The 15654-nt window shown below is 54.2% G+C and carries 11 protein-coding genes; 8 read left to right on the plus strand and 3 right to left on the minus strand.

Annotated elements, in window-relative coordinates; all coding sequences use genetic code 11:
* Positions 1 to 5: 5 nt before the first annotated feature.
* From gltB to C162_RS09090, 3 genes are all read left to right on the plus strand, one after another.
* The gene (gene gltB, locus C162_RS09080; protein ID WP_036693685.1) at positions 6 to 4601 is read left to right on the plus strand and encodes a glutamate synthase large subunit; all 4596 of its coding nucleotides are present in this window, start codon (positions 6 to 8) and stop codon (positions 4599 to 4601) included.
* A 904-nt stretch (positions 4602 to 5505) separates the two neighbouring features.
* Positions 5506 to 6432: an ABC transporter ATP-binding protein gene (locus tag C162_RS09085; RefSeq protein ID WP_036693687.1), complete on the plus strand. Its 927-nt coding sequence runs from the start codon at positions 5506 to 5508 to the stop codon at positions 6430 to 6432.
* Positions 6416 to 7213 carry an ABC transporter permease gene (locus C162_RS09090; protein ID WP_442792425.1) on the plus strand — a complete coding sequence of 266 codons (798 nt, stop codon included), beginning with the start codon at positions 6416 to 6418 and terminating at the stop codon, positions 7211 to 7213. The genes C162_RS09085 and C162_RS09090 overlap by 17 nt, the downstream gene beginning before the upstream one ends.
* A gap of 51 nt (positions 7214 to 7264) precedes the next feature.
* Here C162_RS09090 and C162_RS09095 read toward each other — a convergent pair whose 3' ends face one another.
* Positions 7265 to 7714 carry a bactofilin family protein gene (locus tag C162_RS09095; protein ID WP_083677908.1) on the minus strand — a complete coding sequence of 150 codons (450 nt, stop codon included), beginning with the start codon at positions 7712 to 7714 and terminating at the stop codon, positions 7265 to 7267.
* Positions 7715 to 7742: 28 nt separating this feature from the next.
* Positions 7743 to 9023, minus strand: a complete 1281-nt coding sequence (locus tag C162_RS37450; RefSeq protein ID WP_051493338.1) for a M23 family metallopeptidase — start codon at positions 9021 to 9023, stop codon at positions 7743 to 7745.
* A gap of 276 nt (positions 9024 to 9299) precedes the next feature.
* On the opposite strand from C162_RS37450, the gene cls reads away from it, so the two are divergent.
* Together cls and C162_RS09110 are read left to right on the plus strand one after the other, a co-directional pair.
* A complete protein-coding gene (gene cls / locus C162_RS09105) occupies positions 9300 to 10730 on the plus strand; it encodes a cardiolipin synthase (protein WP_036693691.1) in 1431 nt (476 codons plus the stop codon).
* 167 nt (positions 10731 to 10897) lie between these two features.
* A complete protein-coding gene (locus C162_RS09110; protein WP_036693693.1) occupies positions 10898 to 11806 on the plus strand; it encodes a YitT family protein in 909 nt (302 codons plus the stop codon).
* 174 nt (positions 11807 to 11980) lie between these two features.
* Here C162_RS09110 and ligD read toward each other — a convergent pair whose 3' ends face one another.
* Positions 11981 to 12877, minus strand: coding sequence for a non-homologous end-joining DNA ligase (gene ligD, locus C162_RS09115; protein WP_036693695.1), 897 nt, complete (start codon positions 12875 to 12877; stop codon positions 11981 to 11983).
* A gap of 187 nt (positions 12878 to 13064) precedes the next feature.
* On the opposite strand from ligD, the gene C162_RS09120 reads away from it, so the two are divergent.
* From C162_RS09120 to C162_RS09130, 3 genes are read left to right on the plus strand one after another with little or no spacing between them, the layout of a single operon-like run.
* Entirely contained in the window at positions 13065 to 13640 is a 576-nt protein-coding gene (locus C162_RS09120) for an RNA polymerase sigma factor (protein ID WP_235218388.1), read from the plus strand.
* On the plus strand, positions 13604 to 14797 hold the full coding sequence (locus tag C162_RS09125; RefSeq protein ID WP_156949589.1) for a hypothetical protein: 1194 nt from the start codon (positions 13604 to 13606) through the stop codon (positions 14795 to 14797). The genes C162_RS09120 and C162_RS09125 overlap by 37 nt, the downstream gene beginning before the upstream one ends.
* Before the next feature lie 37 nt (positions 14798 to 14834).
* Positions 14835 to 15653: a hypothetical protein gene (locus C162_RS09130; protein WP_036693699.1), complete on the plus strand. Its 819-nt coding sequence runs from the start codon at positions 14835 to 14837 to the stop codon at positions 15651 to 15653.
* The last annotated feature ends 1 nt before the right edge of the window (position 15654 follow it).

Raw genomic sequence — 15654 nt, forward strand, 5'->3', positions numbered from 1 at the left:
ATGTGATGAGACACACTGAACTGCCCGGCAAACAGGGCCTTTATGATCCCCAGTTCGAAAAAGACGCTTGCGGCATGGGATTTGTCGCGCATATTAAAGGCAAGCCGTCCCATGATATTGTCAGCAATGCGCTGACTATGCTCTTCAATATGGAGCATCGGGGAGGCCAGGGAAGCGAGCCGAACTCTGGAGACGGAGCCGGCATTATGCTGCAGATTCCCCACCGTTTCTTTGCCGGTGAAGCCGCGAAGCTGGGCTTTGAGCTTCCGGAGCCGGGCCATTATGGCGTGGGCATGATCTTTCTGTCTCATAACGAGGAGATCCGGGCCCGCCATGAGGCGCTTCTGAGCGAGATTATCGCGGAAGAGGGTCAGCAGGTACTCGGTTACCGCGATGTCCCGACCTTTGACGAAATGCTCGGCAAGACAGCCAAGGCTGCGAAGCCATATGTACGCCAGGTATTTATCGGACGCTCGGAGGGAATCAAGGATGACCTGTCCTTCGAACGCAAGCTGTATGTGATCCGCAAACGGGCAGAACTGGCAATCCGCTACGGCGGGGCAGAAGAAGGCGAATCCTTCTATGTGCCGAGTCTTTCCTGCAAGAAGATCGTATACAAAGGCATGCTGACCACTGTACAGGTAGGACAATTCTATCTGGACCTCCAGGATGAGACACTCGAATCAGCGATTGCGCTGGTCCACTCCCGCTTCAGCACCAACACCTTCCCGAGCTGGGAACGTGCCCACCCATACCGCTTCATGATCCACAACGGTGAAATTAATACCCTTCGCGGCAATGTAAACTGGATGCATGCCCGCCAGTCGCTGTTCAAGAGCGAGAAGTTCGGAGAAGACATCAGCAAGGTTAAGCCGGTGGTGAATCCGGACGGCTCCGATACGGCCATGTTCGATAATACCTTTGAATTCCTCTACCTGAGCGGACGCTCCCTGCCCCATGTGGCGATGATGATGGTTCCTGAGCCTTGGAGCAATCATGACAGCATGGACGAGAAGAAGAAAGCCTTCTATGAATACCACAGCACCCTGATGGAACCGTGGGACGGACCTGCCGCAATGGGCTTCACCGACGGTGTGCAGATTGGGGCCATCCTCGACCGTAACGGTCTGCGTCCTGCGCGTTACTATGTCACCAAAGATGATCTGATTATTCTCTCCTCTGAAGCGGGTGTCCTCGACATTCCTGCAGAAGATGTTCTATACAAAGACCGGCTGAGACCGGGCCGTATGCTGCTCGTGGATACGAAGCAGGGCCGGATTATCTCGGACGAAGAGGTAAAAGCCGAAATCGCCTCCGAGCAGCCTTATCAAGAGTGGCTGGATGAGCATCTGATCGGCCTCGATCAGCTCCCGGATGCACCGGAGCTGCCGAATCCGAAGCATGATAATGTGCAGCAGCTGCAGCAGTCCTTCGGCTATACCTTCGAGGATCTGCGCAAGGTGCTGGAGCCAATGGCCTCCACAGGCGCCGAAGCTGTCGGCTCCATGGGATACGATTCACCGCTGGCCGTGTTATCAGACCGTCCGCAGCGCCTGTACAATTACTTCAAGCAGATGTTCGCCCAGGTTACCAACCCGCCGATTGACGCCATCCGTGAAGAGCTGGTAACGTCCACAGCGACTACAATCGGACCTGAACGCAACCTGCTGAAGGCAGAACCGGAGAGCTGCCGGCAGATCTCGCTGGATTCTCCGATTCTCTCAAACGAGGATTTTGCCAAAATCCGTCATGTCCGCCGTGCGGGCTTCAAGTCAATGTCCATTCCAATTCTCTTCCCGGCAGAGCTGGGGGCAGAAGGGCTGCGAATTGCGCTTGACCGGATGAATGAGGCAGCAGACCGCGTCATGGGCAAGGGCCATAATATTCTTATTCTGTCCGACCGGGGTGTAGACCGCGAGAATGCGGCAATTCCGGCGCTTCTGGCAGTCTCCAGCCTGCATCACCATCTGATCCGCTCTGGAACCCGCACCAAGGTCAGCATTCTGCTGGAATCCGGCGAACCGCGTGAAGTTCATCATTATGCGCTTCTGCTGGGTTATGGTGTAAGTGCGGTCAATCCTTACTTGGCCTTCGAGAGTCTCGATGACATGATCAGCCAAGGCCTGCTCCGCGGAATCTCGCATGAGAAGGCTGTGAAGAACTATATCAAGGCAGCTACGAAGAGCGTTGTCAAAATCCTGTCCAAGATGGGAATCTCTACGATTCAATCCTATCGCGGCGCACAGATTTTTGAAGCGGTCGGGCTGAATTCGGAATTCGTGGACCGTTACTTTACTTGGACGCCTTCGCGTATCGGCGGAATTGGCCTGGAGGAAGTGGCGCAAGAAGCGCTTGCCAGCCATAACCGCGCCTTCACCGACAAAGACGGCAACGATATGGTGCTGGATTCCGGCGGTGAATACCAGTGGCGCAGTGACGGGGAAGAGCATCTGTTCAACCCGCAGACCATTCATCTGCTTCAGCACTCCGTGCGCAGTGGCGATTATGAGATGTATAAGAAGTATGCGGCACTCGTTCAGGGCGAAAGCGAGAAGCATCAGACGCTGCGCTCGATGCTGGAGTTCAAGAGCACCAATGCTCCGGTATCACTGGATGAGGTAGAATCGGCTGAATCGATCATGAAACGCTTCAAGACCGGTGCCATGTCCTTCGGCTCGATCAGCAAGGAAGCACATGAGACGCTGGCCATTGCCATGAACCGCATCGGCGGCAAGAGCAACACCGGTGAAGGCGGAGAAGATCCGGCGCGCTTCATTCCGGATGCTAACGGCGATTCCCGCCGCAGTGCGATCAAGCAGGTCGCTTCGGGACGGTTCGGCGTTACCTCGAACTATCTGGTGAATGCCGACGAGATTCAGATCAAGATGGCACAGGGTGCGAAGCCGGGTGAAGGCGGACAGCTTCCAGGCCGCAAGGTGTACCCTTGGGTGGCAGAGGTCCGCGGTTCAACAGCAGGCGTGGGACTGATCTCGCCGCCGCCGCATCATGATATCTATTCTATTGAGGATCTGGCTGAGCTGATCTATGATCTGAAGAATGCCAATCCGCGTGCCAATATTAACGTAAAGCTCGTCTCTGAGGTTGGCGTAGGCACCATCGCCGCAGGTGTGGCGAAGGGCCGCGCTGATATTATCCTGATTAGCGGTTACGACGGCGGTACCGGCGCTTCGCCGATGAACTCCATCCGTCATGCCGGACTGCCTTGGGAGCTTGGCCTGGCGGAGACCCACCAGACGCTGATGCTGAACAATCTGCGCGACCGTGTCGTGCTGGAGACAGACGGCAAGATGCTCAGCGGGCGCGACCTCGCGGTAGCTGTTCTGCTGGGTGCTGAAGAATACGGCTTTGCTACTGCACCTCTGGTAGCCGTAGGCTGCATCATGATGCGTGTATGCCAGATGGACACCTGTCCAGTGGGCGTAGCGACCCAGAACCCTGAGCTTCGCAAGAACTTCATGGGTGATCCGCAGCATGTGGTGAACTTCATGACCTTCGTGGCACAGGATCTGCGCGAGATTATGGCAGAGCTGGGCTTCCGGACGATTGAAGAGATGGTCGGCCGTACCGATTGCCTGGATGCGGTTAAGGCATCCACACACTGGAAGAAGAAGGGCGTTGATCTGAGCAGCCTGCTGCACATTCCGGCTATGCCGGAAGGAAGCACACGCTTCCGCAGCAAGTTCCAGAACCACGGTCTGGAAGAGACCCTGGATATGACCCATCTGCTTGACATTGCTGCACCTGCGCTGGAATCCGGCAAGGCGGTGGAAGCTTCCCTGCCGATCACGAACGTGAACCGTGCCGTGGGTACGATTCTCGGCAGTGAGCTGACGCGCAAATACGGCGCAGCCGGGTTGCCGGACGATACGATCCGGCTGCATTTCACCGGATCAGCGGGACAGAGTCTGGGCGCATTCGTGCCGAAGGGCGTCACCATTACCGTTGAAGGCGACTCGAATGACTATGTCGGCAAAGGGCTGTCCGGAGGCAAGCTGATTATCCGGCCTTCGCGCAAGGCTACCTTCGCGGCAGAAGAGAATATCATCATCGGAAATACGGCGCTGTACGGAGCGACCGGCGGCGAAGCTTACGTGAGCGGCATTGCCGGTGAACGGTTCGCTGTGCGCAACTCCGGGGCGAATGTAGTCGTTGAAGGCGTGGGCGACCACGGCTGCGAATACATGACCGGCGGACGTGTGGTTGTACTGGGTACAACGGGCCGTAACTTTGCAGCAGGGATGTCGGGCGGTATCGCTTATGTATATGATCCTGACAATACCTTCATCAAACGCTGTAACCTGGAGATGGTGCTGCTGGAGCGGGTAGAGGAAGCGGACGAAATCGCTGAGCTGCATGCTATGATCAGCCGCCATACCCAGCATACAGACAGTAATGCGGGCCGGGCGATTCTGGATTCATGGGATGAGGCCCTGCCGAGATTTGCCCGTGTGATTCCGAAGGATTACAAACGGATGCTGGAGCAGATCCGCAAGGTGGAGCAGAACGGTTTGACCGGCGAAGCTGCACTGATGGCTGCTTTTGAAGCGAATATGCGTGAGCTTGCGCGTGTTGGCGGTTAATGTTCTACATTTCATAAGTGATATGCTTCGGCATTGACGGAGCGCATTGCCAATTCAAGAGGCCACCTCTTTTCATTATGGAAAGAGGTGGCCTCTTATGTTTTTCTTACAGGAATTTAGGGTCTCGTCTGATGGTGATAAAGTATGCATAGAATTGTGGAGGATAAATGCTCCTTCATTTATCCACAGGTATCCACAGGATGCTGGCGCGAGGGTGAGCGGGGCAAATGTATGTGAAAACAGTACGTATTCGGTACACGCGCCCCACGCTGGTCCAATGTAATCGGTTTTGCGATTACATTCCGCCCACGCGCCCCGCGCTGGCCGATTATTGCGCTCGCACGCAGGCGTGTGTCCCGAATATACGTGAAAAACAGCATACATTGCACTCGCGCGAGGAGGGATGGCCCGAATGTATGCGAAAAACAGTATACATTTGTGCTATCCCGTTCACCCGTTAGGATGATTTTGTGCCAAGCCGTTTCCACTGGCTTTCCCTGCATTTCTTTCCTAATTTCAGGGAAAAGGGAAGGTGTGGTAAAATATATAAATGGTTGAAAATGGGTTGTTGATGCACTGATAAGGTTAATAATAGCTTGAACTGAAAAAGACAATAATAAGATGGGAGTAACGGAGGGGAAGTTTGGAACTGGAGGAGCGGTAGCGTCCGCCTGAAAGCTTTCCGCAGGAAAGCTCGCTTCGGAAGCATAAGCTAGGTTTGGCTTTCTACCGCTGAGACAGCAGTGTAAGGAGGAAATCCAAACTTAGGCAGCGGCCGGAAGTGCAAACATTTCCCGCAGTTACGACTACATCTAGATTAGAGTCTCTTCAGTTCTGCTATGATTATACCTTATCTTAAACCGCAAGCCCGTTTCACACCAAACCGACGAAAGGAAGTGAAGTTATGCCGAATACGGCAGAAGTGGTGAAGCCCGTAGCCAGCCTGATGGGAGTCACCAAAAAGATCGGCTCCAAAACACTGATCAGCGACTTGACACTCGACATTCCACCCGGGCAAATCTTCGGATTCCTTGGGCCGAACGGAGCCGGTAAAACCACTACCATCCGTATGATGGTAGGACTGATCTCCATTAGCCGCGGGGATATCCTGATCTGCGGACGAAGCATCAAAGACCATTTTGAAGAGGCCATAGCCAATGTGGGGGCCATCGTAGAGAATCCCGAAATGTACAAGTTCCTTACCGGATACCAGAATCTTCGCCAGTACGCCCGCATGGTGCCTGGCGTGACCAAAGAGCGCATCAATGAAGTAGTGGAGCTGGTTGGCCTCAGCCAACGGATCAATGACCGGGTCAAGACCTATTCATTAGGGATGAGACAGCGGCTGGGGGTGGCCCAGGCTCTGCTGCACCGGCCGAAGCTGCTGATTCTGGACGAGCCGACCAACGGACTGGACCCGCAGGGTATCCGCGAGCTGCGTGATTATCTGCGCAAGCTGTGCCAGACCGAGGGGACAAGCGTTTTTGTCTCCAGTCACCTGCTGTCTGAGATGGAGCTGATGTGCGATAGTGTGGCGATTATCCAGAACGGCCGCCTGATCGATGTGAAGCAGCTTAAGACGGTCGGGGATGCAGCGGTACCGGTGAGCCAGACGTTCTTCGAGGTAGATAACCCTGAGGCTGCACTGGCGCAGATCGGCCAAGGTGTAATCATGGAAGGTGGAATAGCGGTGGAGGCGGTTCGGGAGGAGATTGCCGAGCTGAATGCCAAGCTGGTAGCTGCCGGAATTAAGGTCTACAGCATCAAAGCGATGTCCCGTTCGCTCGAAGATCAATTCTTGGAAATGACAGGAGGTGAAGGCATTGGGTGAGTTCGCTTCTCTCATACATAATGAGAATATCAAAATATTCAGACGTCTGCGGACATGGATTATGCTGATTCTTCTGGCGCTGATGAGTGCGCTGTTTCCGGCGCTGGTTCACTTCACCACGAATGGCAGCGATGTAGTCGGGTTATGGGACAGCTTTCGGACCACCGTAGCCATCGCTTTTTTCCTAAATACCATCTTCACAGCCTTAGTGGCTGCCGACTCCGTAGCGGGCGAATTCACCTGGGGAACGATTAAGCTGCTGCTGATCCGCCCTTGGAGCCGCTCCAAGATTCTGCTCTCGAAATATATCTCGCTGGTTATCTTCAGCCTTGTCAGCACGGGCGTGCTGATCCTATTCGGCTATGGCTCTGCCTTCATTTTCTCTTCATCAACTGCAGGAAATGCAGGGGACATGGTGATGGGCTGGGGGCCAGGGGAATATGTCTTCATGCTGATTCTGTGCAGCTACATTGAGCTGTTCCTGACAGCAGCCATTGCCTTCATGATCTCCAGCGTGTTCCGTTCCAGTGGCCTTGCGATTGTACTGTCGCTGTCGATCATGTTCACCAAGGATATCTTTATCGCCATCTTCAACCCTGACCGGTATGAGTGGGCGAACTATCTGATTTTTGCCCATATGAATCTTAGCAATTATGTGGTGTCGGATACCGGTCCCGGAGGAGCGACGCTGTGGTTCGCGATTGCCGTCCTGGCTGTGTATTATGTTATTTTCATGGCGGTATCATGGATTGTGTTCCGCAAAAGGGATGTAGCAGCGTAAGTAGCAAGATAGGGCTGGCCAGTGGAGCCGTACAGACTGAGTGCTTGCGGCTCATGCGCCCTCCAGCTTACTCTGCTTGCCGTCTCTGCGCTTGGCTGCAGTCTTCTTGGCAGTGACCGTATGCAGCCCGCCCGCTGTCTCAGGGGCGGGCTGTTCGGTCATAGCCACAGCTCCGTTCAGCAGGCTGCCTTCCGAAATGCTCAGGGAACCGGCGGCAATATTGCCGTGCAGCTGTCCCGTTCCGGTGAGAATCAGCTTCCGCTGGGCGGTTACGTCTCCATAAACCTTGCCGGCGATAATAATCTCCTGCGCTTCAATGCTGGAGTGGACGGTGCCTTGCTCACCAACCGTCACAGTACCCTCACATAGAATCTCCCCGCTGAAGTTCCCTTCAATCCGCAGGTTCGTATCGCAATGCACTTTCCCTTCAAGCGTGCCTCCATGTCCGATCAGCGAGTCGGTTGACCTCAGCGAAGCACCCTGCTTACGTCTGTTCCACATTCCCGCATTCCTCCTTATATTCTTGAACTTATAAAGGCTTAACATAATTGAGCGGATTCACCGGCTTGTTCTGCTTCACGACCTGAAAATGCAGATGGGGGCCCGTGCTGCGCCCGGTGCTGCCCAGCATGCCGATCTGCTCCCCTTTGCCGACCCGCTCACCGGGGGTGACCGTCATCTGGTTTAAATGCATGTACCAGGTCTCCAGTCCATTGTCATGCTTGATTATGATGTATTTGCCCCGGGCTCCCATTTGTTCTGCAGAGGTAACCACGCCGCCCAGTGCCGCGTATACTGCATCTCCGATATTTCCCGCAATATCAATCCCGGAATGATAAGCAGAGACACCCTTGAAAGGATCGGAGCGGTAACCGAAGCTGGAGGTGATGACCTTCGAGCCGGTAGGCCACATCACGGCCCGCGCCAGCCGGGCTTGCTTCTCCTGGGCTTGTTTTGCCTGAAACTCCGCTCTTGTTTTGTGTGCCTTCTCGGCCTGTGTAATCGTGCTTGAGATACTGCCAATCATCTCATCCATGATGGTGTGGATCTCCTCGAAGTCGTCCTTTGTCTCCTCAACCAGCCGCTGCGGATCATTCTCGTAGACGGCGACATATTCACCGCCGACCTGCGGATTCGCAGGCAGGCTTAGTGCTGTAGCAGCAGCAGCCCTGATCCGGAAGTTGACGGCAGGCGATACGGCGGCAGAGAGAGCTTCCGGCTGTTCCTGGATGAACGGGCCGGCGCTTAAGCGGCTGATCTTGCCATAGCTTCCGGCAGCAGCAGCCCCGGCTCCGGTATCAGGCAAGTTCGCCACTACCGGCTGGCTGCCTTTGAAGGAAGCTGCTGAGGTTGACGTATCCGCGTTGTAGGTCTTGGCGCCAGCATTTTCAGTGCGGATAGCCTCACTAGAACCGCTACCGGCAGCAGAAGAGGTGGTCTCCTTGTTGATCAGTGATTGCAGCTGCTCTTCCAGCTCAGTCACACTCTTCAGCTTGTCTTTAATGCTCTCCGCTTCCTCCGAGAGCTCGCTTACCTGGCCGCGCAGCTGCTGTAGCGCTTGTTCCTTATCTGCAACCTTCAGCTCCATGCGGATATTGGTCAGTGATAAGGCGGCCGCTTCGGCCTCCAGCTCGGCGATCGACCGGGAAGCATGGATATGCATGGAGGTGACCAGACTGGAGAGGGACAGAGCGGCTGCAGCAGGCAGCGCCAGAGCGAAGGGCTTCGACATTTGCAGCTGCTTCACAGGCCGTCCGGCCTCACGCATAACGAGCAGCGTAATCTTTTTCTGACTGGGCTGACTCTTCATAACGTCTCCTTACTGCGGCCATGGCAGCCGCTTGGTATGAACTGACTGAAACAACTGTCGGGGTGCAGGGGGCTTATCCGATTCGTCCTACTACTCTATGTATTCCATAACTAAGGTGAACATGACAACGGTTTACTTGAATAAAGAAGGAGAGTTAAGGCAAAACCTGTAGTAAGCGCAGGCTTCTGCCGTGGCAGATTCCTCATGAAAGTTAGTAAGTACCGTCTATGCCCGCAGAGATAGTAAGAGTTCATTCAGTTAATCAGGAGGCCTGGAATGAGAATATTTGCCGTTATCTTGTGTCTTTTTATTGTGCAGCTTGCCATTATTACCGCTTCCGAATTCCGCCGTCCGCAGCGGGCACTTGCCTGGATATGTATTACCTTCTGCTGCCCGCCGCTGGGCCTGCTGTTCTACTATTTCCTGGGCCGTGATTACTGGCAGAGCCGCAAGCTTGGCAACCGGTGCGTCTCTCTGCTGCGGGAAATCCGCATTCATGTTACCGGCAAGATTCATAAGGTCAAGCAGGTGGAGGATACCGGCAACCCCGGATTTGAACACCGCCCTGAGCTGCTGCACCTGTTCTCGGGACTGGCGGACAGTCCGGTTACAAGCCATAACCGATGTGAAGTGTTGTCCAGCGCGCAGGCAGCGTATAAGTCCATGCTGGAGGTGATGGAGGGTGCGCAGGAGCATATCCACATGGAATTTTATATTTTCCGGGAGGACGAGATCGGCCGGCAGTTCCAGGAGCTGATGATCCGCAAGGTACGCCAGGGGGTGAGGGTGCGCCTGCTGTGCGATGGACTGGGAAGCCACAAACTAAGCCGGGGTTTTGTGAATACACTGAAGAACGCGGGAGTGCAGGTCTATTTTTTTCTGCCTCTGCTAACTGCACTGCCGGACCGCCGCTTCAACTACCGCAATCACCGGAAGATTCTGGTGGTGGACGGACTGACCGGATTCACCGGAGGAATGAACATAGGCGATGATTACCTGGGCAAAAATCCGGAAATGGGCTACTGGCGGGATACGCATCTACGACTTGAAGGGGATGCCGTTTATCAGCTGCAATATGTGTTTCTCAAGGACTGGCGGCTGGCAGCCGGGGATATTATCAGCCATCCGCGCTTCTTCCCGGATCATAACTGTAGCGGTAGGGAGGCTGTACAGATTGTCGCGGGCGGGCCGGATGCGGCCATAGATGCTACCCAGGAGATGTATTTCGCTTCTATTTGCGCTGCAAGGCAGCGGATCTGGATGACCTCGCCGTATTTCATCCCCGACCCGGCGATAAGCAGGGCGCTGAAGAATGCGGTCCTTAGCGGAGTGGATGTGAGAATCATTATCCCGGCGAAGCCGGATAACAAGCTGGTCTATTATGCCACGCTGTCGTATCTGGAGAATCTGCAGGACGCAGGCGTGAAATTTTACCGATATACCAGAGGGTTCATGCATGCCAAGGTAATGATTATCGACAGCCTGCTGGCCACCGTCGGCAGTGCCAATCTGGACATGCGCAGCTTCTATTCCAACTTTGAGCTGACGGCGGTGCTGCTCCGTCCGGAGATGATTTCAGAGCTGGCTGAGGATTTCAGCAGAGACCAGGAGCAGAGTGAATTCATCGATCCGAAAAAGTTCCGGGAGCGCAGTCGTAATGTCAAACGCATAGAAAGTCTGTGTCAGCTCTTATCGCCGCTATTATGACAGAAAAGATGGCGGAAGCATCGATTATCGAAGGTTATATCAATTTATATGCGTTATTTGACTTTCCTTTATGATATAATGGAAATATAAGAAGAACAGGGGAGAAGGCACGACTGTACGTTCGCTTTCGTAAGCTTCTTAGATATACTATTTATAGGGGGAGTTCTATGACTGTAAGCCAACATATCTTTACGAGTGAAGAACAGAAGAAGCCGCAGAAGTCCGGAGTATTTAAGACGGCAAGATTGGCCCAGCGGATTGTGATGATTGTCATCGGAGCGGCCATGATGTCTGTTGCGCTTGAGATTTTTCTTGTTCCCAATAAGTTGATTGATGGCGGAATCACCGGTATTTCCATTATGTTGTCCCATATTTTCAATATACCGCTCGGTATACTATTGACCCTGCTTAACCTGCCGTTCCTGGTTATCGGGTATAAGCAGATCGGTAAGACATTTGCCTTATCTACTCTATTCGCTGTCATTGTAATGTCCATCGGTACCCAGTTGCTCCATCCTGTTCATCCCATTACGGTTGAGCCGCTGCTGGCAGCAGTATTCGGAGGGGTCATTCTCGGCGTTGGGGTTGGACTCGTTGTCCGTTATGGCGGATCGCTTGACGGTACTGAGATTGTAGCCATTCTTGTGTCCAAGAGGCTTCCGTTCTCTGTAGGGGAAGTTGTTATGTTCTTCAACCTGTTCATTCTGTCCGGCGCAGGCTTTGTGTTCGGCTGGAATAATGCGATGTTCTCCCTGATTGCGTATTACATTGCTTTCAAACTGATCGATATTACACTTGAAGGCTTGGACCAGTCCAAGTCAGTATGGATTATCAGCGATAAATTCCGTGATATCGGCGAAGCCCTGACGGAGCGTCTGGGGCGCGGAGTGACTTATCTTGATGGTGAAGGCGGATTCTCCGGTGACAACAAGAAAGTGATCTTTGTAGTCATCACCCGCTTGGAAGAAGCGAAGCTTAAGTCGATTGTAGAGGATTGGGATTCCGACGCGTTCATCGCCATCGGCAATATCCATGATGTCAAGGGCGGCCGCTTCAAGAAAAAAGCAATTCATTAGCATTAGCGTCACCGGCCCAGCCGTAACGCTTTCGAAGGAAGGTATACTTACGAACGACAGAGTAACCCATACGGCGGTTCTGACTTGCTGCGCCGTATTCCCATATATAATACCTTTCGTCCTGATTGAGGAGGAAGCCAGATAAGCCCGCAGCCTGAGAAGGCATTTGCGGGCTTATTGCTGTCCTGAGGGCAGCTTGGCAATAATCGCTTCGACCGGCTGGGGAGGAACCTTGGCAATCAGATCTCCTAACCGGCTGAGCCGCTCCTCTATATTCAGCAGGTTGAAATCTGTAGGTTTGACGCCCCGTTCAACCTCCTCCCACAGGAGGGGAGTGGAGACGGTGGCCAGCGGCCGGGCGCGCGGGGTGTACGGGGCAGCGAGTGTTTTGCCGCCGTAGTGCTGGAGATAATCGAAGTATATTTTATCCCCGCGATGCTTCTTCAGCCGCTCCAGGGTGAAGAGATCGGGCCGCTTCTCGGTGACATAACGGCCTACGAAATGCCCGATCCGGCGCAGTTCATCGAAGGTTACCCCCGGCCCTACCGGAACAATGATCTGCACTCCGGTGGCTCCCGAGGTTTTGGGAACGGAGTCCAGTCCGAGCGATTTCAGCACCTCCCCTACCACAGCAGCAGCTTCCATAATCCGCGGTTCGACCTCAAGCGAAGGGTCCAGATCAATCATCCACTCGCAGGGCAGCGTACTTCCGGCATAATGGAGGGAAGGGTGGAATTCGAGCGCGGCCAGATTGCCCAGCCACAGCAGCTCCGGCAGGCCCTGCAGCACAATGTAGGTGATATCGTCCTGCACCGCGGTGCGGACGAAATCCGGCAGCGGCTCCGGGGCGTTCTTCTGATAGAACGACATCCCGGGAACGCCATGGGGATAGCGGATCACTGTGAGGAGCCGGTCTTTACAATAGCGCAGCAGGTAGGGCGAGAGGGCCGCCAGCTTTTGCAGATAGATCTGCTTGGTGATGCCCATCTCGGGCCAGAGCGGTTTGTCGGGATTGGTGATGCTGATTTGCTGCCCGTCTACGGTAATGGTTCCTTTAGCGGCTGCTGGCATGGGACATCCCTCCTTAGGCTTGTCTATGTCTGCCTAGTATTTGCCGCGCTGCCGGTTTTCAGTCGGGGTTCCGGCCCGGGATAAGGGCAGTTCACACTTTTTTTGCGCAAAATGTCCCTTTTGGCCCGGGCAGATGCTTATAAGGGTGTTAGCTATAAGAGAGGAGCGTTATACGATTTTGGATGAAATGGAACACCTCGTTGTTAAGTTGCAAAACGGCGACGTGGAGCAGTACGGGGGGATCGTTGAGGCTGTTCAGCAGCCGATGTACCGTTATTGCAGCCGCCTGCTCGGCAGCGGGGCAGAGGCGGAGGACGCCGTGCAGGAGATTCTGGTCAAAGCCTATCAAAATATCGGCCAGTATCGTCCGCTGGTCAGCTTCTCTTCATGGCTGTATAAAATCGCTTATCATCATTGCCTAGGGGTCATCCGCCAGCGCCAGCGGCAGAGCCGGCTGATGATGCTGCTGCGGCCGCAGAAATACGCGGAAAGCCCGGAGCAGCAGATGGACCGCTTCCTGTTCGATGAACCGCTCGCTGTAGCGCTCTCCCGGCTGAAGGCGGAAGAGAGGAATCTGCTGGTACTGCGGATTTTTGAAGAGTTGAGCTTTGCCGAAATTGCCGTGATTCTGGGCAAGAATCAGGATGCGGTCAAAAAAAGATACCGGCGAACGATTGTTAAGCTCACTAACCTGCTGCAATCGCAAAGAGAGGGGGAGGAATCACATTGGACGAGCACTTCACTGCTGAAGAAAAAAGGATAAGACGAATGGGTGCAGGTGAGGCATCGGGCAGCATTGATGTTAAGTCATCCGTTATGGAGCGGGTACGGGCCATCCATGCCCAGCGGCTTGCGTCAGAGGGCGGGGGAACGCCAACTTCACAGGGACAAGCGGAGCCGGGAACGGTGGTGCAGGCGCCTGTGATGACCAGGCAGCTCATACCTCCGCTGCGTCCTGCGGTACAGCGGGGCAGAAGGCTGGCCGCCGGATTCTGCGCAGTCGCGCTACTGGGGCTGGCTGGGTTCAGCATTCTCCGCCATGTGACGGACCAGGAAACTACGGGGAAGGCGCTACAACCGGACTTTGCGGTCATCCGGCAGACGGAGGGGCAGCCATTAGCCTTGAAGGACAGCAGCGGCAGAGTTGTGGCACAGGTGAAGAAGGCTGAATCGAAGGTCTACACGCCTTACATTGGCTCTAGCTCGGCCCGGGAACGTTACTTTAAGCTAAAGGAACAATATGAATGGCAGGCGCAAGCCGGCTTACAGCCGGGAGAGACAGCGGCTTATTATGTCAATGACAGTGAATTAATTGCATTGATGAACGGTCTGGGGTATGGAAAACCGCTATTTTTCACCAGCAAAACGGTTACGTATACCAGCTACGCGAAGCTGTCGGCAGCCCGGGAGCAAGCGGGCAAGTGGAGCTTTGCGCTGCCACCCGAGAGAATTGGTCAACTCCGGTTTGCAGAAGGCAGACTGTTCGCAGAAATTCCTTCTTCATTTGATCCAGAGTACGGGGTGGTTCTGGGGGCGCTGAAGGCCAAAACAGAAGCCGCCCAGGACGGGAATCCGTTGGCTGTAACTATATGGCCCTTAGAGGATATCGAGAGAGCCGAGGCGGTCTATCGGGATGGAAGTAATCAGCTTGCGCTTCAGATATCCTGGGACAATACAGTAACAACCGGCCCGGTTCAAATCATCCTATCCGCCGGCGAAACTGCCGAAATGTGGTCCTATGAAGATAAGGAGCTACTGTATATTCCTGGGGTAGGCGCCGAGAACAACGCGGGTTCAGTAAGCAGACTGTATTGGTATGACAGCGCCTACGGAGGGCTTGCTTGGATGACGGACCCGCCGAACCAGCGGCTGACCCGGGAACAATGGGAGACCATTGCCGCCGGTATGGTTCAGCGGTGAGGGAACAGCAAATGAACCGGAAGGAAGGGATTGAACTATGATTCAGTTTAAAAAAGCGGCTGTTGCCGCAATATGCATGTCCCTGCTACTCAGCACAGCAGCGGGGCCGGTGGGAGCAGCAGGGACGCTGCCTGACAAATTAAAGAATAAAAGCAACGGTATCCTGGCTACAGAAACGGCTAAACCGGCTGCGCTATCTCCGTTAGACGCATTGCTGGCCAAGGAATATAAGCTTCCCTTGAACGCAGGGGAAATCCGGGCCGTGTATGTAAATGATGCCAAAATTAATACGCTGGATAGTCTGAATATCAGTTACGTGCCGTTTAGTTATACGTCTGTAAGCACAGCGGCGCAGAAATTAACATCAATGGGTGGAGGTGTATTAGTGGCTCCGGCTTCGCTGCCGAAAGATTATGTGCTGAAGGAGGCAATCATCAGCCCTGACATACCTTTTTCGTATGAGGAAGAATATATGCAGCTCAGGGATGAACTCAAGGGGCAATCCACAGCAGCCGGTAAAAAGGTTATCACCAAAATGCTCCCTTGGAGCGGTCATGTTACCACGTTGACCTATACCCGCAAGGGAGAGGTGCTGAGCCTGCGTGCCGAGCCTGCAAGCCAGCTTCCGGCTGGAGTTACACTGGCCTTATTGCCGAAGGACAAGGATGAGCAGGTGAAGGTTAACGGGCAGGAGATGATGTTCACCTCCTTCGGGCCACATCAAGACAAGCTGAAATCTCAATTGCAGTGGAGCAGTGCGGATGGCAGCAGAGAGTACACATTAACGGATACCCGGAACACTGTGCAGAGTAAGGCTGAACTGCTGAAGATTGCCGGAAGTCTGACTCCGCAATAGG

The sequence above is a fragment of the Paenibacillus sp. FSL R7-269 genome (assembly GCF_000517865.1).
GTDB lineage: Bacteria > Bacillota > Bacilli > Paenibacillales > Paenibacillaceae > Paenibacillus_AQ.

Bases quoted from the DNA above. Each gene is read 5' to 3' on its own strand.
- gltB (WP_036693685.1), top strand. From the start codon at position 6: ATGAGACACACTGAACTGCCCGGCAAACAGGGCCTTTATGATCCCCAG.
- C162_RS09085 (WP_036693687.1), top strand. From the start codon at position 5,506: ATGCCGAATACGGCAGAAGTGGTGAAGCCCGTAGCCAGCCTGATGGGA.
- C162_RS09095 (WP_083677908.1), bottom strand. From the start codon at position 7,714: ATGTGGAACAGACGTAAGCAGGGTGCTTCGCTGAGGTCAACCGACTCG.
- C162_RS37450 (WP_051493338.1), bottom strand. From the start codon at position 9,023: ATGAAGAGTCAGCCCAGTCAGAAAAAGATTACGCTGCTCGTTATGCGT.
- cls (WP_036693691.1), top strand. From the start codon at position 9,300: ATGAGAATATTTGCCGTTATCTTGTGTCTTTTTATTGTGCAGCTTGCC.
- C162_RS09110 (WP_036693693.1), top strand. From the start codon at position 10,898: ATGACTGTAAGCCAACATATCTTTACGAGTGAAGAACAGAAGAAGCCG.
- ligD (WP_036693695.1), bottom strand. From the start codon at position 12,877: ATGCCAGCAGCCGCTAAAGGAACCATTACCGTAGACGGGCAGCAAATC.
- C162_RS09120 (WP_235218388.1), top strand. From the start codon at position 13,065: ATGGAACACCTCGTTGTTAAGTTGCAAAACGGCGACGTGGAGCAGTAC.
- C162_RS09130 (WP_036693699.1), top strand. From the start codon at position 14,835: ATGATTCAGTTTAAAAAAGCGGCTGTTGCCGCAATATGCATGTCCCTG.